The sequence below is a fragment of the Aeromonas sp. QDB68 genome, assembly GCF_027707405.1.
Classification (GTDB): Bacteria; Pseudomonadota; Gammaproteobacteria; order Enterobacterales; family Aeromonadaceae; genus Aeromonas; species Aeromonas caviae.
Genome location: NZ_JAPCIQ010000016.1, coordinates 35,740 through 53,971, shown reverse-complemented (window position 1 = coordinate 53,971; position 18,232 = coordinate 35,740). Strand labels below are relative to the sequence as shown.

19 protein-coding genes are annotated in these 18,232 nt (G+C 62.8%); 10 read left to right on the top strand and 9 right to left on the bottom strand.

What is annotated here, in order from left to right; translation table 11 throughout:
- Nucleotides 1-170 precede the first annotated feature (170 nt).
- Both PG892_RS07615 and PG892_RS07610 read right to left on the bottom strand, forming a co-directional pair.
- Entirely contained in the window at nucleotides 171-1,241 is a 1,071-nt protein-coding gene (locus PG892_RS07615) for an AI-2E family transporter (RefSeq protein ID WP_029314318.1), read from the bottom strand.
- A 22-nt stretch (nucleotides 1,242-1,263) separates the two neighbouring features.
- Entirely contained in the window at nucleotides 1,264-1,524 is a 261-nt protein-coding gene (locus PG892_RS07610) for a sulfurtransferase TusA family protein (RefSeq protein ID WP_141116471.1), read from the bottom strand.
- A 127-nt stretch (nucleotides 1,525-1,651) separates the two neighbouring features.
- Here PG892_RS07610 and PG892_RS07605 point away from each other — a divergent pair, with 127 nt between their 5' ends.
- Complete coding sequence (locus tag PG892_RS07605) at nucleotides 1,652-3,106, top strand: beta-barrel assembly-enhancing protease (RefSeq protein ID WP_223916780.1); 1,455 nt, start codon at nucleotides 1,652-1,654, stop codon at nucleotides 3,104-3,106.
- 133 nt (nucleotides 3,107-3,239) lie between these two features.
- On the opposite strand, the gene PG892_RS07600 is transcribed toward PG892_RS07605, so the two are convergent.
- A complete protein-coding gene (locus tag PG892_RS07600) occupies nucleotides 3,240-3,719 on the bottom strand; it encodes a TlpA family protein disulfide reductase (protein ID WP_049637102.1) in 480 nt (159 codons plus the stop codon).
- A gap of 60 nt (nucleotides 3,720-3,779) precedes the next feature.
- On the opposite strand from PG892_RS07600, the gene arsC reads away from it, so the two are divergent.
- From arsC to PG892_RS07585, 3 genes are all read left to right on the top strand, one after another.
- Complete coding sequence (gene arsC / locus PG892_RS07595) at nucleotides 3,780-4,130, top strand: arsenate reductase (glutaredoxin) (protein ID WP_049637103.1); 351 nt, start codon at nucleotides 3,780-3,782, stop codon at nucleotides 4,128-4,130.
- A complete protein-coding gene (locus tag PG892_RS07590) occupies nucleotides 4,127-4,501 on the top strand; it encodes a DUF2069 domain-containing protein (RefSeq protein ID WP_049637104.1) in 375 nt (124 codons plus the stop codon). Before arsC ends, PG892_RS07590 begins: the two co-directional genes overlap by 4 nt.
- 248 nt (nucleotides 4,502-4,749) lie before the next feature.
- Nucleotides 4,750-5,820: a linear amide C-N hydrolase gene (locus PG892_RS07585; RefSeq protein WP_053093358.1), complete on the top strand. Its 1,071-nt coding sequence runs from the start codon at nucleotides 4,750-4,752 to the stop codon at nucleotides 5,818-5,820.
- A gap of 37 nt (nucleotides 5,821-5,857) precedes the next feature.
- On the opposite strand, the gene PG892_RS07580 is transcribed toward PG892_RS07585, so the two are convergent.
- Entirely contained in the window at nucleotides 5,858-6,469 is a 612-nt protein-coding gene (locus PG892_RS07580) for an acyl carrier protein phosphodiesterase (protein ID WP_049637105.1), read from the bottom strand.
- On the bottom strand, nucleotides 6,466-6,789 hold the full coding sequence (locus tag PG892_RS07575; RefSeq protein WP_049637106.1) for a hypothetical protein: 324 nt from the start codon (nucleotides 6,787-6,789) through the stop codon (nucleotides 6,466-6,468). Before PG892_RS07575 ends, PG892_RS07580 begins: the two co-directional genes overlap by 4 nt.
- A 65-nt stretch (nucleotides 6,790-6,854) precedes the next feature.
- Here PG892_RS07575 and PG892_RS07570 point away from each other — a divergent pair, with 65 nt between their 5' ends.
- Together PG892_RS07570 and iadA are read left to right on the top strand one after the other, a co-directional pair.
- The gene (locus PG892_RS07570; RefSeq protein ID WP_049637107.1) at nucleotides 6,855-7,634 is read left to right on the top strand and encodes an ABC transporter substrate-binding protein; all 780 of its coding nucleotides are present in this window, start codon (nucleotides 6,855-6,857) and stop codon (nucleotides 7,632-7,634) included.
- Nucleotides 7,635-7,692: 58 nt separating this feature from the next.
- Nucleotides 7,693-8,823 (top strand): beta-aspartyl-peptidase, encoded by a 1,131-nt coding sequence (iadA, locus tag PG892_RS07565; RefSeq protein WP_049637108.1) that lies wholly within the window; start codon nucleotides 7,693-7,695, stop codon nucleotides 8,821-8,823.
- Nucleotides 8,824-8,905: 82 nt separating this feature from the next.
- Here iadA and PG892_RS07560 read toward each other — a convergent pair whose 3' ends face one another.
- Nucleotides 8,906-9,808 (bottom strand): lysine exporter LysO family protein, encoded by a 903-nt coding sequence (locus PG892_RS07560; RefSeq protein ID WP_041215456.1) that lies wholly within the window; start codon nucleotides 9,806-9,808, stop codon nucleotides 8,906-8,908.
- Nucleotides 9,809-10,340: 532 nt separating this feature from the next.
- On the opposite strand from PG892_RS07560, the gene PG892_RS07555 reads away from it, so the two are divergent.
- The 4 genes from PG892_RS07555 (at nucleotide 10,341) to PG892_RS07540 (ending at nucleotide 13,492) form a co-directional block, all read left to right on the top strand.
- Entirely contained in the window at nucleotides 10,341-11,111 is a 771-nt protein-coding gene (locus PG892_RS07555; protein WP_049637109.1) for an ABC transporter ATP-binding protein, read from the top strand.
- A gap of 65 nt (nucleotides 11,112-11,176) precedes the next feature.
- Entirely contained in the window at nucleotides 11,177-11,950 is a 774-nt protein-coding gene (locus PG892_RS07550; protein WP_270825301.1) for an ABC transporter substrate-binding protein, read from the top strand.
- A 105-nt stretch (nucleotides 11,951-12,055) separates the two neighbouring features.
- Nucleotides 12,056-12,796 (top strand): ABC transporter permease, encoded by a 741-nt coding sequence (locus tag PG892_RS07545; RefSeq protein ID WP_010674269.1) that lies wholly within the window; start codon nucleotides 12,056-12,058, stop codon nucleotides 12,794-12,796.
- Nucleotides 12,797-12,799: 3 nt separating this feature from the next.
- Nucleotides 12,800-13,492, top strand: coding sequence for an ABC transporter permease (locus PG892_RS07540; protein ID WP_010674270.1), 693 nt, complete (start codon nucleotides 12,800-12,802; stop codon nucleotides 13,490-13,492).
- A gap of 57 nt (nucleotides 13,493-13,549) precedes the next feature.
- Here PG892_RS07540 and PG892_RS07535 read toward each other — a convergent pair whose 3' ends face one another.
- The 3 genes from PG892_RS07535 to PG892_RS07525 all read right to left on the bottom strand — a co-directional run bounded on the left by PG892_RS07535 (nucleotide 13,550) and on the right by PG892_RS07525 (nucleotide 18,143).
- On the bottom strand, nucleotides 13,550-14,191 hold the full coding sequence (locus tag PG892_RS07535) for an energy-coupling factor ABC transporter permease (protein ID WP_048207373.1): 642 nt from the start codon (nucleotides 14,189-14,191) through the stop codon (nucleotides 13,550-13,552).
- Between the two features lie 94 nt (nucleotides 14,192-14,285).
- Nucleotides 14,286-15,128 (bottom strand): pyruvate formate lyase 1-activating protein, encoded by an 843-nt coding sequence (gene pflA / locus PG892_RS07530; RefSeq protein WP_010674272.1) that lies wholly within the window; start codon nucleotides 15,126-15,128, stop codon nucleotides 14,286-14,288.
- A gap of 75 nt (nucleotides 15,129-15,203) precedes the next feature.
- Nucleotides 15,204-18,143, bottom strand: coding sequence for a sensor domain-containing phosphodiesterase (locus tag PG892_RS07525; RefSeq protein WP_270825300.1), 2,940 nt, complete (start codon nucleotides 18,141-18,143; stop codon nucleotides 15,204-15,206).
- Nucleotides 18,144-18,232: the final 89 nt, after the last annotated feature.

Here is an 18,232-nt window from a genome sequence, read left to right as displayed (position 1 = left end):
TATCCTTGTCGGTGGGTGGGCAGTGGGAACGAATCAGACCTGCGTAGCAAGTCAAACGGATGTCGGTTTTCAATTAAACCCGACAAGGCAAGCATGAGCCAGCGTCACGGAGGTGCTGCTGGTGGCCGGTATCTGGAAGGGGCGAGACCCAGCCTCGCCCCTTGCCAGGGTCAGGGGGCGGGGCGGGGGAGATCTTCCCGCTTGGGCCAGGCGTTGAGCACCGCTTTGACCAGGGTGGCGAGGGGAATGGCGAAGAAGACGCCCCAAAAGCCCCACAGACCGCCAAACACCAGCACGGCGATGATGATGGCCACCGGGTGCAGGTTGACCGCCTCGGAGAAGAGCAGGGGGACCAGCAGGTTGCCGTCGAGGGCCTGGATCACGAAATAGGCCACCATCAGCCATGCGAAGTCGGGGGTCAGCCCCCACTGGAACAGGGCCACCATGGCCACCGGCACGGTCACCGCGGCGGCACCGATATAGGGGATGAGCACGGAGAAGCCCACCGCGACCGCCAGCAGGGCGGAGTAGCGCAATCCCATCAGGGCGAAGGGCACATAGGTGGCGATGCCGACGATGACGATCTCGATCACCTTGCCGCGGATGTAGTTGATGATCTGGTCGTTCATCTCCACCCAGACCCGGTTCACCAGGGTGCGGTTGCGAGGCAGGAAGCGGCGCAGGCCTCCCATCAGCACCTGTTTGTCCTTGAGCATGAAGAAGACCATCAGGGGCACCAGGATGGCGTAGATGAGGATGGCCACCACGTTGATGAGGGAGCTCAAAGAGGCGCTCACCAGTTGTTCGCCGCCGGTCAGGATGCGCTGGCGAATGTTGTCGATGATGGTTTCCACCAGGCTGACGTCGATGATCTCGGGGTATTTTTCCGGCAGGGTGCGGACATAGTCCTGGGCATGGGCCAGCATGGCGGGGGCCTCCTTGGCCAGGTTGACCCCCTGGCTCACCAGCGTCGGGATGAGGCCCAGCAGCATCAGGGTCGTCACCGTGATGAACAACAGCAGGACCAGGCTGGTAGCGACGGTGCGAGAAAGGCCGCCTCGTTGCAGGCGACTCACCGGCCACTCCAGCAGATAGGCCATCACCAGGGCCACCAGCAGCGGTGCCAGCAGATCCCCAAACAGCCAGAGCACGGCAAAGCAGAAGACCAGCAGCAGGAAGAGGGTGACGGCATCGGGGTCGGAAAAACGGGTCTGATACCAGCGCTTCAATACATCTAACATCGAGGCTTCCTTGAATGGCGGCTCACGGGGTGGGTGGCATGGGCTCGGGGGCGTCCCGGGGGGGACGGGCGACGACGAGCAGCAGGGAGAGGCGGGCAGCTGACTCTTCCCGGGTCTGGACTTGATGACCCTGACGGCGCAGATAGGCGGGAATGTCCTGCCGGGAGCCTGCATCCCCGAGCTGGATGCACACGGATTGACCGGGCCGGGCCTGGCGCAACCAGAGCTTGAGCCGGATGAGGGGCTCGGGACAACGCCAGGGGGTCAGGTCGAGCTGTTCCATGAGAACTCCATCGCGTGCGTGGCGGTCATTATGGCCGTGATGAGAGGATGAAACAACGCTTGTGGGCCTTGAATGGCAAGGGTATTCTGCCGATGCCCGCTGGGGTCTGATTGGAGATAGAGATAACGTGGCACGTTTTTCCCCCCTGATAGCATCGCTTCCCCTGTTGGTCACCCTGATGGGGGCGACCTTCCACGTCCAGGGGAGCAACCAGTTGCCCGACATCGGTACCGCCGGGGTCGCCGCACTGCCCATCGAGCAGGAGGTGCGCTACGGCAACGCCTTCATGCGTTTTGCCCGGGCGGGCCTGCCCATCATCGATGACCCCGTGCTCAACGAATACATCGACGATCTGGGCCAGCGGCTGCTGACCAATGCCGACGGGGTGCGCTTCCCGTTCACCTTCTTCCTCATCAATGATCCCAGCATCAACGCGGCGGCCTTTCTCGGTGGCCGGGTCAAGGTGCACACCGGCCTCTTCCTCTACGCCGAGAGCGAGAGCGAGCTGGCCTCGGTACTGGCCCACGAAATCACCCACGTGACCCAGCGTCACATCGCCCGTTACATGGAGGCACAGGCGAGCAGCTCCGCCATGACCCTGGCCGGCCTGGTGGGCTCCATTGCACTCGCGGTGATCAACCCCACCGCCGGCATCGCGGCCTTGCAGACCACGCTTGGCTTGTCGATGCAGTCGGCCATCAACTACACCCGGGACAACGAATACGAGGCGGATCGCATCGGCATGAAGACGCTGTATGACGCCGGGTTCGATCCCATGGGCATGGCCAACTTCTTCCAGAAGCTGGCGGCGGAGTACCGCTATGCCAGCAAGCCGCCGGAGATGCTGCTGACTCACCCCCTGCCGGAGACCCGGATCAGCGAAGCCCGTGCCCGGGCCGGGAGCTATGGCGCGCGCGCCCTGCCGCCGAGCCTGGACTTCTGGCTGGCCAAGGTGCGCATCCAGGTGCGCTATGGCACCGAGACGCCCCAGGCGCTGCTCACCTACTTCGACAGCCGCCTGCAGAAGGGGGATTACCCCCTCAAGGATGCCGCCATCTATGGCAAGGCGCTGGCCCTGTTGCAGCTCAAGCGCACCGACGAGGCCGACACCCTGATGCAGGAGCTGGCGACCCGTCACCCGGAGGATCTCTTCGTGGTGGATGCCCTGACCGACATCGATCTCGCCAAGGGGCGCAGCGCCCAGGCCATCGCCAGACTGGAGCGCTTCCGCACCCGGATGCCGGACAACGAGGTGGTGGTGGTGAACCTCGGCAACGCCTATCTGGAGGGGGGCAACTACAAGAAGTCCATCGCCATCCTGGACCCTTATGCCCGTGAACACGACGAGAACAGCCTGGCCTGGAGCCTGCTGTCGGACGCCTACCGCAAGGCGGGCAGAATGACGGACCTGCACATGGCACGGGCGGAGACCCTCTCCCTGCGCGGGGACTACCAGGCGGCCATCGACGAACTGATCGTGGCGCGGGGCACCACCAGTGACAAGCTGACCCTGGCCCGCATCGAGGCGCGTATCACCCAGCTGGAGCGGGCCAAGAAGGATCTGGACAGCCTCAAGGGCTGAGTCCGGAGCGGGTTGATGGCAGGCGGGGTGCTCCTTTGGGGGCACCCCGCCTTGTTTTGCAGGCTAAAATAGGGCCTTTCATCGGTTTCAACGCATCTTGATGATGAAGAAATGAGAGTGATGGATCGCTCTGCTATGGGGCGCTCGCCACGCGGCGTTTTATCTCGGCGAGCTTCTGCTCGTCCAGCTCCCCCACCAGGGTCTCCAGCAGCGTGCCCCTGGCATCGAGCAGATAGCTGGTGGGCAGCGCCCCGGGCCTTGGGAACGGGAGGCGGGCGTCGTCATCCGGGATCATCAGGGGAACCCTGATGGCGTGGCGCCGTGCCAGCTCGGTCAGTTCGGCGGGGGAGGCGGGGTCATAGTTGATGGCGATCACCCGGATCTGACCTTCCTGGTGCAATGTTGCCAGCAGGGGCATCTCCCGCAGGCAGGGGGCGCACCAGGGGGCGAAGTAGTTGACCAGCAGCGGCTTGCCACCGAGATCCGCGAGGCTGACCTTCTTTCCCGCGCCGTCGGTGAAGTCGGGTGCCGGGCTGCAGGCCCCCAGCAGGGTTGCCACAATCAGCCAACAGATCCGTTTCATTTCCATAGCCTTCCCGCTTACCCTGACCATCCGTTTCCCCTACAATAGCGCCATTTCTTGTCCCATCTTGCGATTAATCAGGGAGTTATCATGAGCGAGACCCAAATCTACCACAATCCGCGCTGCTCCAAGAGCCGTGAAACCCTGGCCTTGCTGGAACAGCACGGGGTCGCCCCCGAGGTGGTGCTCTATCTGGAGCAGGCCCCGAGCGAGGCACAGATCCGCACCCTCCTGAATCAGCTTGGCTTCACGGATCCCCGACAGCTGATGCGCACCAAGGAAGATCTCTACAAGGAGCTGGGGCTCGGCGAGGTGAGCGGCGATGACCTCATTCGTGCCATGCACCAGCACCCCAAGCTCATCGAGCGCCCCATCGTCATCAAGAACGGGCAGGCCCGCATCGGCCGTCCGCCCGAGCAGGTGCTGGAGATCCTCAAGTGAGCACCCGCTTCGCCCGTCTGCTGACCCTGGCCGGTTTTTTCGGCCTGCTGGCCTGGGTGCTGCTCTGGCACCTCTGGCTTTCGCCCCACCCGGATCTCGCCCCCTGGCTGTTGCCGGTGATCTGGACGGTGCCGCTGCTCTTCCCCCTCAAGGGCATAGTGCAGGGCAATCCCTACACCCACGCCTGGGGCAACTTCGTGCTGATGCCCTACTTCCTGCACGCCCTGACCATGATCACCACGGATGAGGGGGAGCGGTGGTTGGCGGTGGTGGAGCTGGTGCTCACCACCCTGGCGTTTGTGGGCACCATCTATTATGCCCGCCTGCGCGGCCGCGAGCTGGGGCTGAGTATCCGCAAGAAGGAAGGCTGAGCCCCTCCCTGTCCGCCTGCTGGCGGGCAGGGAATGTGTCTGAAATCGACGCAAGCCAGCGAATGGCATCTGGCGGTATCGCCCCGAAGTGGCTTGCTTATCTCTTTGATTAATTTATGGATATTGATCGCTGATTGGCAGGGAAGTGCCTCTGTTGGCAGATCTGTCACCTGGCTTGCCAGTCTCAGTCAGCCCCTGTTATGCAAAAAGGGGTATGCTTGTGTTTTCACCAGACTCGAGTGATCCATATGACAATCCTGCGTTCCCCCCTGTTGCACAAGACCCTGCTGGCCCTGACCTTCTCCCTCTCCGTCAGCTCCCTCGCCGATGCCTGTACCCGCGCCGTCTATCAGGGGGAGGGGGCGCTGGTGGTGACCGGTCGTACCATGGACTGGCGCAGCGCCATGCCGACCAATCTCTGGGCGCTGCCCCGTGGCATCGCGCGGGAAGGGGAGGCTGGTGCGCACTCCATGACGTGGACGTCGCGCTACGGCTCCGTGGTGGCGGCAGGCTTCGATGCAGGCACTGCCGACGGCATGAACGAGAAGGGGCTGGTGGCCAACCTCCTCTATCTGACCGAGTCCGAGTATGTGACCCCGAGCGACAAGGATCCGCGCAAGACTCTCTCCATCTCGCTCTGGGCCCAGTACGCGCTGGACAACTTCGCCACCGTGGCCGAGGCAGTCGCCGCCCTGTCGAAGGACGAGTTCTATGTGGTGACCACCCTGACCCCGGATGGCAAGCCGGGCCAGCTGCACCTCTCCCTCTCCGATGCGAGCGGCGATTCCGCCATCTTCCAGTACGTGGGGGGCAAGCTGCAGATCTACCACGACCGCAGCTATCAGGTGATGACCAACTCGCCGACCTTTGACAAGCAACTGGCCCTCAACGACTACTGGGAGGAGATTGGCGGTCTCACCATGCTGCCCGGCACCAACCGCTCGGCGGACCGTTTTGCCCGCGCCTCCTTCTACATCAAGACCCTGCCAAAGACCGACCAGGCCAACGAGGCGGTGGCCGGGGTAATGAGCGTGATGCGCAATGTCTCGGTACCCATGGGGATCAGCACCCCGGATCAGCCCAACATCTCCACCACCCTGTGGCGCAGCGTGGCGGATCAGCAGCATCGCCGCTATTTCTTCGAGCTGACCCATCTGCCCAACACCTTCTGGGTGAGCATGGACAAGCTGGATCTCACCGCGGGGGCCCCGGTGCGCAAGTTGCCCCTGACCGAGCAGCAGCTCTATGCGGGGGAGACGGCGGAGAAATTCGTCCCGGCCAAGGCGTTTCGCTTCCTGCCGGCCAGCCCCAAGGCCTGAGCGTCCCCCGATGACAACGCCCCGCTCGGGGCGTTTTTTATGGTGGGGATGAGGTGGCAGTGCGGTGGGCGGCGATCTGCGCCTCGCAAAAGCGCATCAGCTCCGGGTAGAAGTGCAGGAAGGCGTACTCGGCCTCGATCCAGCGAGCCTGATCCAGGGCGTGGAGCGCCTCCCCGAGCGGCACGGGGCGGCGCAGCCGACGACCGATGCCGTTGAGGGCCGCCCCCACCCCTTCCCGGTACAGGTAGGAGGCCAGCCAGTCCTGCTCGGCCATGTGCCGCAGGGCCATCGGCAGGCCCTGTGGCAGGCTGTGATGATCCAGGAGAAGTTGACCATAGCTCTGCGCCAGAAAGCGGGGCAGGGGGGCTGCGCTGAACCTCTGCCAGTGCTGGCTAAGCCAGTGATCGTAGAGCATGTCCACCACAATGTCGCCGAAGCGGCGCCAGGGGAGGGCGAAGCTCGCCACGGCGGCCCGATGGGCCGGGTGGGCATCGGTGAAGGCGTCTATCTTGCGGTGCAGCCAGATCCCCTCGTCGAAGTGGTCAGCCAGACCCGTCGGCAGCGGGCCCTTGATGAAGTCCCCCAGCAGGTTGCCGGTGAGGGATCTGCCGGTATGGGCCGCCAGATGGAGGTGGGCGAGAAAATTCATGGGATGGGGCTCGCGTGCCTGGGCGTGAACGGGTGATCCGAGCCTAACGAATCGTGGCCGGATTGACCATGGGCAGGATGTTTCATCCCCAAGTCCCCTTGCCGGGCAAATTTGAGGCGTGGTAAGGTGCTTGCCATCTTTGTCACAGGACGCGACAAATCACCATGATGCGCAAAGCCAGAGGCTTTTTTCTGGCCTTCTACTTCAAGCCTTTCTATCTCTCCGAGTGGTTCGACGAATAGGTCGAGGCCCCGGAGCAGTTCATTGACGCCCATGGCGGCGTAATCCAGCTCATCTGCAATTTGCCGTTTGTTGGCCATCGCTTACCTCTGCCTGCGATGCCTTGACCGCGCCTGTGCGCTTTTTATGTAATGGAGTACTCACGATGAAGACCACACTGACCCTGTCAGCCCTTGTTGCTGCCTGTCTGCTCGCCGCCCCCGTCACCGCCAAGGAGTGGAAGACGGTACGCTTTGGCGTGGAGGGGGCCTATCCACCCTTCTCATGGACCGATGCGTCCGGAGAGATCAAGGGATTTGACATCGATCTTGCCAACGCCCTGTGCCAGCAGATGGCCGTCAGGTGCGAACTGGTGGCCCAGGATTGGGACGGCATGATCCCGGCCCTGCTGTCGCGCAAGTACGACGCCATCATCGCTGCCATGTCGATCACCGACGAGCGGCGCAAGAAGGTCGACTTCACCGAGAAATATGCCCACATTCCCAACCGCTTCGTGGCGGCCAGGGGCACCGAACTGACGCTGACGCCGGAAGGGATGGCGGGCAAGCGCATCGGCGTGCAGCGGGCCACCACCCACGACAAGTACCTGACCGACAACTTCGGCTCCAGCGTCACCATAGTGCGTTACGGCAGTGCCGATGAAGCCTACCTCGACCTGAAGGCGGGACGGGTGCTGGCCCTGCTGGCAGACGCCTCGGCCATCGAACAGGGGTTGCTTGGCAAGGAAGGGGGCGACAAGTTCGACTATGTGGGGCCGGCCCTGACCGATCGTCAATGGTTTGGCGACGGCATGGGGATCGCGGTGCGCAAGGGGGATCAGGATCTCAGGGCCAGGCTGAACGACGCCATCAAGGCCCTGCGCGCCAATGGCAAGTATCAGGAGATCAACCGGAAGTACTTCAAGTACGATATCTATGGCGGTTGATGGGTAACAGTCGGAGGGAGCCTGCTCCCTCCTTTTTCATGCAGCAAGGAGAGACCCCATGTTGACCCTGATCGAGGGTGCGCAGATCCATAGTCCGGCCCCGCTCGGCCAGCAGGACCTGCTGGTGGCGGATGGCCGCATCGCCTGGATGGGCAAGGGACTGACGGTTCCGGCCGACTGGCCACTGACGCGGGTGGACGCTGGCGGCCGCTATCTGGTGCCCGGACTGGTGGACCCGCTCGCCCATATCACGGGAGGGGGCGGCGAGGGAGGCTTCGGCTTTCGCACGCCGGAGCTCTCGGCAAGGGAAGCTATGGCGGCGGGGGTCACCACGCTCGTGGCGGCGCTCGGCACCGACAGCCTGACCCGCAGCCCGGCCCAGGTGCTGGGGAAGGTGCGCGAGTTTCGCGCCGCCGGGGTGAGCGCCTTCATGTACACCGGCTCCTACCACCTGCCGGTCAAGACCCTCACCGGCACGGTAGAGTCGGACATCATGCTGATCCCCGAGGTGCTGGGGGTGGGGGAGGTGGCCATCAGCGATCACAGGTCCAGCGCCCCCACCCACGACGAGCTGGCGCGGCTGGCGAGCGAGGCGCGGGTGGCCGGGCTGTTGTCCGGCAAAAGTGGCGTCAGCTTCTTTCACCTGGGGGATGGCCGCGGGGCGCTGGCGCCCCTGCGGGCCCTGCGCGATGACACCGACATCCCGCTTCGCCAGCTCTACCCCACCCACTGCAACCGCAATCCCTGGCTCTTTGCCGAGGCCATCGAGTGGGGTCGGGCAGGTGGCTGGGTCGACCTCACCACGTCGAGCTTCCCGGATCTGCTGGATGACGGGGAGCGGCTCGCGGCCGACGCCCTGGTGGCGTTGCTGGCGGCGGGCGTGCCCGTGGATCGCATCAGCTTCAGCTCGGATGCCAACGCCAGTCTGCCGCGCTTTGACGGCGAGGGGCGGCTCATCGAGCTGCGCTGCGGCCAGATAGGGAGCCTGTGGCAGGAGGTGGTGGCGGCCTGCGGCAAGGGGGTGGCGCTGGAGACGGCACTGGCGGTAGTGACGGCCAATCCGGCCAGGGCGCTGGGGCTTGCGAGCAAGGGTACCCTGGGGGTAGGGCAGGATGCGGATCTGCTGCTGATCGATCCTGATACGTTCGCCATCGAGCGGGTGATGAGTGGGGGGCGGTGGCGCACCTGAATACCGGCGCTTGTCATCCAGCCCGCTCAGTTCATCAACAAAAAGCCCGGCAGCAGTGCCGGGCTTTGTCGTGCCATGGGGTTCAGATGGCGAGAAACCCCAGGATCAGAATGGGGCCGAGCAGGCTCAGGATAAAGCCGGAGACGATGGCCACCGGCACCACCTGGATGCCGCCGGATTTCTGGATGACAGGCAGGGTGAAGTCCAGCGCCGTCGCGCCGCCGTAGCCGATGGCGGCGCTGGGGTGGCGGCGCATCAGCACCGGGATGATGAGGATGGCGATAAGCTCGCGCCCCAGATCGTTGATGAAGGCGGCGGAGCCCAGCACCGGGCCCAGCTTGTCCGCTACCAGGATGCCGGAGAGCGAATACCAGCCAAAACTGGAGCTCATCGCGAGGCCATGGGCAAAGGGCATGCCGAGCAGCTGGGCGGCCAGCAGGCTGCCGAGCCAGCTGCTGAGGATGACGGTGAGCGCGATCTTCATGCCCCAGGGGTTGAGCAGGATCTGGCGCAGGCGCATGCCGGAGTTGCGCATCTGGATGCCGATGAGCAAGAGCAGCAGCATCAGGGCCCACTCGCTCAACTTGTCGATGGGCAGGGCGCGCAGGTCCACCACCAACCCCAGCAAGACGCCCCCCAGCACCACGAAACAGAGCTGGAGGGATTCCCACAACAGGTGCAGCTTGCTCGGCATCTTGCCGTCGCTGGCCTCGTGGGTGGGGGGGCTGCGTTTGTCCAGCCACCACAGGGCCAGCAGGTTGCAGAGGGTAATGGCGGCGAGCATCACCCCTGCCACCTTGAAGATCACTGCCAGGTTGCTGCCCAGGTTCTCCACATAGGCCAGTCCCAGCCCCATCAGGAACAGGATGAGGTAGACCATCTTGCCCAGGGACTGGTTGACCAGCTTGATCAGACGGGCGGAAGAGAGGGGAACCAGATAGCCGATCACGAGCGGCAGCAGGATCAGCAACACATTGAGCAACATCGGGGCCTCGATCACAAAACGTGGAAAAACGGCACCTTATCACGACTTGTTGCACCTGTGTCACGGATCTGTGCATCAGCATGGCCCATACGGGACTTTTTTATCATATTGTTGTGTTTTTTGATGACAGTCGGCTCTGTATGCAAACAGAGAAAGAGGGCCACATCACCTGAAAAATCAATTTCATCCCCATGAAATGACGAGAGAAGGGGAATCTGCCTGGATGAATAAAGTCCTTTTAGATGACATCTGGCGGATATGGTGAAATATGCTTGCTACCAGTGCGCTGCGGGTATAAAAGAGCGGTAGGGAAGGTGCGACAAAAAATGGATTTTATGCAGACAAAGTGCTGAAAAATACTCAATAGGCCAATAAAAATACAGATAAAACACCAAATACCTCGGTTCTGTATTGTTTTTTCACTACCTCAATGATATTTTCGCTGAAGGTTGCCATCGGTTAACGTTTTGTTAAATGGACGATGGTGGAGTCACGCCGAAGCGGCGTCTAGGGACAGACAAGGTTGTAATGGATGAGCGACGTTCCCGCACTGGAAGTTCGTGATCTGCACAAGTATTTTGGCACCCACGAAGTGCTCAAGGGCATCGATATGACGGCCCACAAGGGGGATGTGATCTCCCTCATCGGCTCCTCGGGTTCGGGGAAGTCGACCTTTCTACGCTGTATCAATCTGCTTGAAACCCCCTCATCGGGCAGCGTCTCCCTCCATGGGGAGTTGATCCGGATGAAAACCAGCCGTTCCGGCGAACGCCTGCCGGAAGACATGCGCCAGGTGGAGCGTATCCGCAGCCGGTTGGCCATGGTGTTTCAAAGTTTCAATCTCTGGTCCCACATGACCATCATGCAGAACATCATCGAGGTGCCCATCCAGGTACTCAAGGTGCCCCGTGCCGAGGCCATCGCCAAGGCGGAGCATCTGCTCAACCGGGTGGGGCTGTGGGAGCGTCGCGACTATTATCCCGGTCACCTCTCCGGCGGTCAGCAGCAGCGGGCCGCCATCGCCCGGGCGCTGGCGGTGGAGCCCGAGGTGATGCTGTTTGACGAGCCTACTTCGGCCCTCGACCCTGAACTGGTGGGGGAGGTCCTTGGCCTGATGCGCGAGCTGGCGGAAGAGGGGCGTACCATGATGGTGGTGACCCACGAGATGTCCTTCGCCCGCGACGTGTCGAACAAGGTGATGTTCCTGCACCAGGGGCGCGTGGAGGAGGAGGGCAATCCCAAGGAGATCTTCGCCCATCCCAAGTCGGAGCGATTCAAGCAATTCATCTCGTCCATCTATTGATGGACGGGATTCAATTTAAACCATCCGTACTTTCAACGATCGACGTGTTTATCAAGGAGAGATACATGAACAAGCTGATGCTGGCGACTGCCGTGATGACGGCCCTGTGTTCCGGTAGCCTGATGGCCAAGGAGTGGAAAGAGGTCCGGATCGGGGTGGAAGGGGCCTATCCCCCCTTCTCCTGGACCGAGCCGAGCGGCGAGGTGAAAGGCTTCGACATCGACATCGCCAACGCCCTGTGCGAAGAGATGAAAGTGAAGTGCACCCTGATCAAGCAGGACTGGGACGGCATCATTCCGGCGCTGCTGTCGCGCAAGTATGACGCCATCATCGCCACCATGGACATCACCGAAGAGCGCAAGAAGAAGGTGGACTTCACCCAGAAGTACCAGCACATCCCGGCGCGCTTCGCCGCCAAGAAAGGGACCGAGATCCAGCTTGACAAGGCCTTCATGGACGGCAAGACCATCGCCGTGCAGCGTGCCACCTCCATGGATACCTACATCACCGACAACTTCCCCAACGCCACCATCAAGCGCTACGGCACTGCGGATGAAGCCTACCTCGATCTGAAATCCGGCCGTGTCGACTACGTGATGGCCGACTCCGCCGCCATCAGCGACGGCCTGCTGAAGAAGGAAGGGGGCGATGCCTTCGAGTTCATCGGCCCGAAACTGACCGATCCCAAGTGGTTTGGCGAGGGTGCCGGCATCGCGGTGCGCAAGGCTGACAAGGATCTGAAAGAGAAATTCAATACCGCCATTCTGGCCCTGCGTGCCAATGGCAAGTACAAGGAAATCAACGACAAGTACTTCGACTTCGACGTGTACGGCGAGTAAGCCGACGTCAGGCGAACAACGACAGGTTGATCCCGTCAGTAGTCATCGGGCCCGTTGCCTTCCGCTGGGAGTGACGGGCCCGATTGCGATGGAGCTGCATTGCATATGTTTGATTTGAAAGGATACGAAACCTCTCTGCTGGAGGGGGCCTGGATCACCCTGGAGGTGGCGCTCGCCTCCCTGCTGCTGGCCCTGGTGCTCGGCATGCTGGGGGCCCTGGCCAAGCTCTCTCCCTACAAGTGGGCACGCGGCATCGCGGCGGCCTACACCACCGTCATTCGCGGCATCCCGGATCTGGTGCTGATGATGCTGCTCTTCTTCGGCGGCCAGGTGCTCATCAACGGGATCTGCACCTGGGTCAACGAGGCCTACAACAACCACCTGCTGGCGAGCAACCCGAACCAGGAGTGGGTCTCCCTGCTGCCCGATTACATCGACATCAGCCCGTTTGCGGCCGGGGTCGCCACCATCGGCTTCATCTTCGGTGCCTACATGACCGAGACCTTCCGCGGCGCCATCCTGGCGGTGGACAAGGGGGAGCTCGAGGCGGCCCGTGCCTTCGGCATGCGGGCAAGCCAGGTCTTTGTGCGGATCCTCTTTCCCCAGATGATGCGCCACGCCCTGCCCGGGTTTGGCAACAACTGGCTGGTGCTGCTGAAAACCACGGCCCTGGTCTCCATCATCGGGCTCGATGACATGGTGCGAAAGGCGTCGCTCGCGGCGGGCTCGACCCAGCAGCCTTTCACCTTCTACATGGCGGTGGCGCTGATCTTCCTGGTCTTCACCGCAGTCTCTACCTCGGCGCTCAAGTGGGCCGAGCGTCACTACGCCATCAAGACGAGGTAAGCCATGGATTTCTCGATCATTCTCAAGGAGTGGCCCACCTACTGGGAGGGGCTCTATACCACCATCTGGCTGGTGGCCGCCTCGCTCATGCTGGGGCTCATGCTGGCAGTGCCCATGGGCATACTGCGCAACAGCCGCAACTGGTTGATAAAGGGGCCAATCTGGGCCTATATCTACTTCTTCCGTGGCACCCCGCTCCTGGTGCAGCTCTTCATCATCTACTACGGCGCTGCCCAGTGGGAGTGGCTCAAGAACAGTGCGGCCTGGTCCCTCTTCTCGGAAGCCTGGTTCTGTGCCCTGCTGGCGTTCACTCTCAACACCGGTGCCTACACCGCCGAGATAGTGCGTGGCGCCGTGATGAACATGCCCAAGGGGCAGATAGAAGCGGCAAGCGCCTTCGGCATGACCCGCTGGCAGACCCTCACCCGCATCATCCTGCCCAACTCGTTTCGCCGTGCGCTGCCGGCCTACAGCAACGAGGTGATCTTCATGCTGCAGGGGTCGGCGGTGGCGGGCATCATCACCATCGTCGATCTGACGGGGGCGGCGCGGATCATCAACTCCCGCTACTACAGCCCGTTCGAGGCGTTCCTGACCGCAGGTCTGCTCTACATGCTGCTCACCTTCGTCATCGTCTGGTTGTTCAAGAAGTGGGAAGCCCGCTGGCATGCCCACCTGCGCCCGCGCAGCGTCTGACTGCCAGCAGAGAAAAAGCCCGCAACTGCGGGCTTTTTTTATGGACCACGGGCAGGCTCAGCGCCCCAGGTACTCCCTGTCGAAGAAGGTGTTGACCCAGTGGGGGCGATAGACGGCGAGCAGGGTCATGGTCATGCCGTTGAGGAGCGCCTCGGGGAAGAGCAGCAGCGGCCAGATGGAGAGGTAGTCGGCGCTGATGGTGTGCCAGGAGTAGGTGCCGCTCACCCCCATCAGCAGGGCGCTGGCGATCACCTTGGCCGAAATGCTCAGCGCCCCCCCGAGAAATGCCGCCACGAACAGATAGACGAAGAGGTGGCGAGGCAGCCAGGCCCAGCTCCCCAGAAACAGTAGCCAGCTGGTGGCCACCGGCAGGGCGACGCCGATGAGGGCTTGCCAGCCGATGTCGGTCAGGGGGATGACCCCGAAGTAAGCGAGGATCAGCAGGGTGAGGCAGGGGGCGAGCAGGGCGAGGCGCCAGCCCAGCAACAGGGTCAGGCTGGTGAGGCCGAGAAAGTGGATCTCGAGCCCCTCGTGCAACCCGGCCCGCAAGGTCCACAGCGGTACCAGCACGATGGCGCCGCCGAGGCAAAGATGCTGATAGAGCGGGTGGGCGCCAAGGGTGCGCAGCAGGGAGGCGTTCAGACTGAAGGCGAGCAGCACCAGCCAGAGCAGGAGGGCGGCGACTTGTCCTTCACTCATGAGCGGTTCCCCCGGATGCGGCTGTCGGTGATGGCGCCGTGGCGAACGCCAGCGCAATGAAAAGAGGCCGCCCTCTGCCGGGCGGCCTCCTGTCTCAATACTTCACGTTGGGGTGATACTTGCCAAGGATGCCCTGGACCCTGTCCATGGTCTCCTTGCTGGGGGGCTTGATGCCGACCAGATCATAGGTATCTCCCAGCACGTCCCACTTGTGCTTGCCAAGTTCGTGGTAGGGCAGCAGCTCCACCTTCTCGACGCACTCCCCCAGCTCGGCGATGAACTGGCCGAGTCCTTCTGCGCTCTCGTCATCGTCGGACCAGGTGGGTACCACCACGTAGCGGATCCACATAGTCTGACCGCGGGAGGCCAGGTAGCGGGCGAACTCCAGGGTGTATTTGTTGCTGACGTGGGTGAGGGGAATGTGCTTCTCGTCGTTGATCTGCTTGATGTCGAGCAGCACCAGATCGGTGTTGTCCAGCACCCGGTCGAGCAGTTCGTCGTAGTGACGCACGAAACCGTTGGTGTCGAGGCAGGTGTGGATCCCCTGGGCCTTGCAGGCGGTGAACAGTTCGGCGATGAACTCCTGCTGCAGCATGGCCTCGCCGCCGGAGGCGGTCACGCCACCGCCGGAGGCATTCATGAAGTGACGATAGCTGGTGAGATCCTTCATCAGCTCGGGCACGGTGACCTCGCGGCCGCCCTGGGTGTCCCAGGTGTCCCGGTTGTGACAATACTTGCAGCGCATCAGGCAGCCCTGCATGAACACGATGAAGCGGATGCCGGGGCCGTCGACGGTCCCGCAGGTCTCGACGGAATGGATCCGGCCAATGATGTCGGTAGTGCCGGTGTCGCTGGCTTCAACGGTCGGGATCCGCTGCGTGCCGGGGGTGGCAGGTCCCTTGGATTCAACGGCGGGGATCCGGTTAATGACTGACATAGACGACTCCAATGGTGCGGACAAGGTTCGAGCGGTCGTTATTTTATGACAGAAAGCCCTATAAATCCTACCAGTTTAGCCCGCAGGGGTGGCACCCAGCAGGCTCTCCAGTGCCTTGACGGGGAGCGGCCGGCTGGTGAGGAAGCCTTGATAATGCTGGCATCCCAGGGCCTTGAGCACGGCGAGCTGCTCCTCTTCCTCCACCCCTTCGGCGGTGACGGTGAAACGAAACACCCGGGCGAGATCCAGGATGGCCTTGACGATGGCCTTGTCCTGTTCGCTGTGGACCAGGGTCTGGATGAAGCTTCTGTCGAGCTTCACCTCGTCGGCGGGCAGATCCCGCAGATAGGCCAGGGACGAGTAGCCCGTGCCGAAGTCGTCGATGGAGATGAGCAGGCCGAGGGCCTTGAGCTGGCGGATCCTGGCGATGCTCTCCAGCCGGTTTTCCAGCACCACGGACTCGGTGATCTCCAGCAGCAGGCGCGACGGGGGCACCCCGGTGTCCCGCAGAATGTACTCCACCTGCTGCACGAAACCGGCGGTGTGGAACTGGCGGGCGCTGACGTTGACCGACAGATGGGGGATGGCGAGACCGTTGTTGAGCCAGAAGCTGTACTGGGCGCAGGCGGTCTTCATCACCCAGTAGCCTATCTCCTGGATCAGGGTGGTCTCCTCGGCGATGGGGATGAACTCCCCGGGTGGCACCATGGTGCCGTCGGCCTTCTGCCAGCGCAGCAGCGCCTCTATGCCCGAGAGCGTGCCGTTGTCGACCCGGTATTGGGGCTGGTAGTGCAGCACCAGCTCGTTGTTGCGCAGGGCATCGCGCAGCTGGTTGTTGAGAGAAAGCTTGCTCTTCTCTTTTTCCGCCATGGCTTCACTGAAGAAGATATGGTTGCCCTGGCCCGCGCGCTTGGCCATGTGGACGGCGGTATCGGCCTGCTGCATCAGGACAAGGTGATCCTTGTCGTCATCGCTGAACAGGCTGATCCCCACGGAGGCGCTGCAGTGCAGCTTGTGATCGCCGATGTCGAAGGGGGCACGGAAGATCCCCATCAGCTCCCGGGCAAAGTGCTCCGCCAGGATCTTGGCGGTGATATAGCCCTGGCCCAGTGCCGTGAAGAACAGGGCAAATTCGTCACCCGAAGTGCGGGCGAGCACCAGGTTCTCCTGGGGCAGGGACTTGAGTCGCACCACCACGGCCTGGAGCAGCAGATCGCCGCAGGCGTGACCGAGGGAGTCGTTGATGGATTTGAAGTTGTCCAGATCCAGCAGCAGCAGGGCCCCCCACTGACCACTCGGGGCCTGCAGGGTGCGCTGCATGATGTCGGTCAGGCTACGCCTGTTGTAGAGATCGCACAGGTCGTCGTAGTAGGCGAGGCGCTCGATGTGGCGGGCGGTCTCTTTCTCCTGGGTGATGTCGTGGAAGCTGCAGACGAAGTGACTGATCTCCTCCTCCTCGTCCTTGACCCCGCTCACCATGAGCCGCACCGGGAAGAGGTGTCCTTCCCTGTGCAGACATTTTTCCTCCCCGAGCCAGTATCCCTGCCGGTTGACCGCCGCGATCACCTCCTCCTTGAGGGTGTCGCCATAGTAGGTGGGCCTCAGGGCGTCGATGTGCAGGCCCAGCATCTCCTCGCTGGCAAAGCCGGTGATGCGGCTGAAGGAGGCATTGACCTTGAGGATGATGCCCCCGTGATCCATCACCAGCAGGCCGTCGTGGGTGTTGAAGGCCACTTCGGCCAGGCGCAGGGCATCGTCATTGGCCAGGCGTTGCAACTCGCTGGCGGCCCGCTCGCGCTGTTCGTAGAGGACGTCCAGCAGGGGCGCGGGATCGGCCAGAGGGGTGGCGAGCAGCAGGGTGAGCTGTCCCAGGGGGAGACCGTTTGGCCCCGGGAAGGGGATGCCGACATAGGCCTTGGCGTCGAGGGCCAGCAGCTGGCTGGACTGGGGATAGCGCAGGGCCAGATCTTCCACGTAGAGACTCTGCCCGTGCTGGAAGATCTCCCGGCCCGGGCCGATGTCCATGGGCATGGGTTTGACGACGGCGAAAGCATCCCCCTCCACCACGCAGCGGGGAATGAGCCAGAGATCCTGGCCGCGAGGCTGAAACTCGCCGATCCAGCCCCTGTGGGCACCGCTCAGGCCCATGGCCCATCGCAGCAGGGCGCGGCAGTAGTCGTTGCCGGTCAGGTTGGCAAGCCCCGGGGGAGGCGCGAGGTCCGGGGTGTCGGTCGCCACGGGGTCCGGCTGCCAGTGGCCGAGCAAGCGGGCGCAATGACGCACCAGTTGCAGGGTGTCATCGCTGATGAGGGTGTTCTCGGCATACTCCAGGCTGAGCACGCCGATGAGCTTCTCCTGCTCCAGCAAGGCGCCGTCCAGGCGGGAGCAGACATTGGCATCGGCCAGATAGTAGTGCTGGCTCAACATGGGCTGGTGGGCCGCCTCCGAGAAGCTCAGGGCGCCCCGGGCGCGCAGGGCTCGGATGTAGCGGCTGTCTCCGCGAATGGCACCGAGCGCGTCCACCCCCAGGGTGAAGACCGGGGTCAGCTGTTCGCCGCCAAGGGCGCCATGGGCCTGGTAGTGCCAGAGGATCAGGCGATCGGCCCCCAGGCACTCCTTGAGGCTCTCCAGCATGGCGTCATACTGCTGCTGGCTGGCCATCTGGCTCAGGCGCGGCAGTTGCAAGGACAGGCTGGCGGCACTCTCCTGGGACTGGGTCTGCAGGCAGATGAGCCAGAAGGCGTCCTGCTCGTGGGAGAGGGAAATGTGCCAGAGGAGAGCGTCAAAGCGCAGCACCAGCTTGCCCCCCTTGCCGCTGGCCAGCCGCTGCTCGATGGGCTGGCGCAGGGCGTCCGGCAATTGGGCCGGCCAGGCACTGCGGGGCTCGTCGAGCCAGTGGAGCGGCGTCTGCATCACATCGGTCAGGGCGACCAGCCGTTGACTACGGGTATCCAGGCGGAAAAACAGGGGCGCCTGGCTGGCGGTCGGAAGATGGCTGAGCGCGGTAGACGACATGAACTGACACTATCCTGTTGAGCAATTGTCGGAGGGCAAGAATACTGCAAATCCGTGGCAAACAAAATTTCATTGAATTCTAAATTAGA

What these genes read in the sequence shown, in the direction of transcription:
- PG892_RS07615 (WP_029314318.1), bottom strand. Translation starts at nt 1,241, where the DNA reads ATGTTAGATGTATTGAAGCGCTGGTATCAGACCCGTTTTTCCGACCCC.
- PG892_RS07610 (WP_141116471.1), bottom strand. Translation starts at nt 1,524, where the DNA reads ATGGAACAGCTCGACCTGACCCCCTGGCGTTGTCCCGAGCCCCTCATC.
- PG892_RS07600 (WP_049637102.1), bottom strand. Translation starts at nt 3,719, where the DNA reads ATGGTCAGGGTAAGCGGGAAGGCTATGGAAATGAAACGGATCTGTTGG.
- arsC (WP_049637103.1), top strand. Translation starts at nt 3,780, where the DNA reads ATGAGCGAGACCCAAATCTACCACAATCCGCGCTGCTCCAAGAGCCGT.
- PG892_RS07585 (WP_053093358.1), top strand. Translation starts at nt 4,750, where the DNA reads ATGACAATCCTGCGTTCCCCCCTGTTGCACAAGACCCTGCTGGCCCTG.
- PG892_RS07580 (WP_049637105.1), bottom strand. Translation starts at nt 6,469, where the DNA reads ATGAATTTTCTCGCCCACCTCCATCTGGCGGCCCATACCGGCAGATCC.
- PG892_RS07575 (WP_049637106.1), bottom strand. Translation starts at nt 6,789, where the DNA reads ATGGCCAACAAACGGCAAATTGCAGATGAGCTGGATTACGCCGCCATG.
- PG892_RS07570 (WP_049637107.1), top strand. Translation starts at nt 6,855, where the DNA reads ATGAAGACCACACTGACCCTGTCAGCCCTTGTTGCTGCCTGTCTGCTC.
- iadA (WP_049637108.1), top strand. Translation starts at nt 7,693, where the DNA reads ATGTTGACCCTGATCGAGGGTGCGCAGATCCATAGTCCGGCCCCGCTC.
- PG892_RS07560 (WP_041215456.1), bottom strand. Translation starts at nt 9,808, where the DNA reads ATGTTGCTCAATGTGTTGCTGATCCTGCTGCCGCTCGTGATCGGCTAT.
- PG892_RS07555 (WP_049637109.1), top strand. Translation starts at nt 10,341, where the DNA reads ATGAGCGACGTTCCCGCACTGGAAGTTCGTGATCTGCACAAGTATTTT.
- PG892_RS07550 (WP_270825301.1), top strand. Translation starts at nt 11,177, where the DNA reads ATGAACAAGCTGATGCTGGCGACTGCCGTGATGACGGCCCTGTGTTCC.
- PG892_RS07545 (WP_010674269.1), top strand. Translation starts at nt 12,056, where the DNA reads ATGTTTGATTTGAAAGGATACGAAACCTCTCTGCTGGAGGGGGCCTGG.
- PG892_RS07540 (WP_010674270.1), top strand. Translation starts at nt 12,800, where the DNA reads ATGGATTTCTCGATCATTCTCAAGGAGTGGCCCACCTACTGGGAGGGG.
- PG892_RS07535 (WP_048207373.1), bottom strand. Translation starts at nt 14,191, where the DNA reads ATGAGTGAAGGACAAGTCGCCGCCCTCCTGCTCTGGCTGGTGCTGCTC.
- pflA (WP_010674272.1), bottom strand. Translation starts at nt 15,128, where the DNA reads ATGTCAGTCATTAACCGGATCCCCGCCGTTGAATCCAAGGGACCTGCC.
- PG892_RS07525 (WP_270825300.1), bottom strand. Translation starts at nt 18,143, where the DNA reads ATGTCGTCTACCGCGCTCAGCCATCTTCCGACCGCCAGCCAGGCGCCC.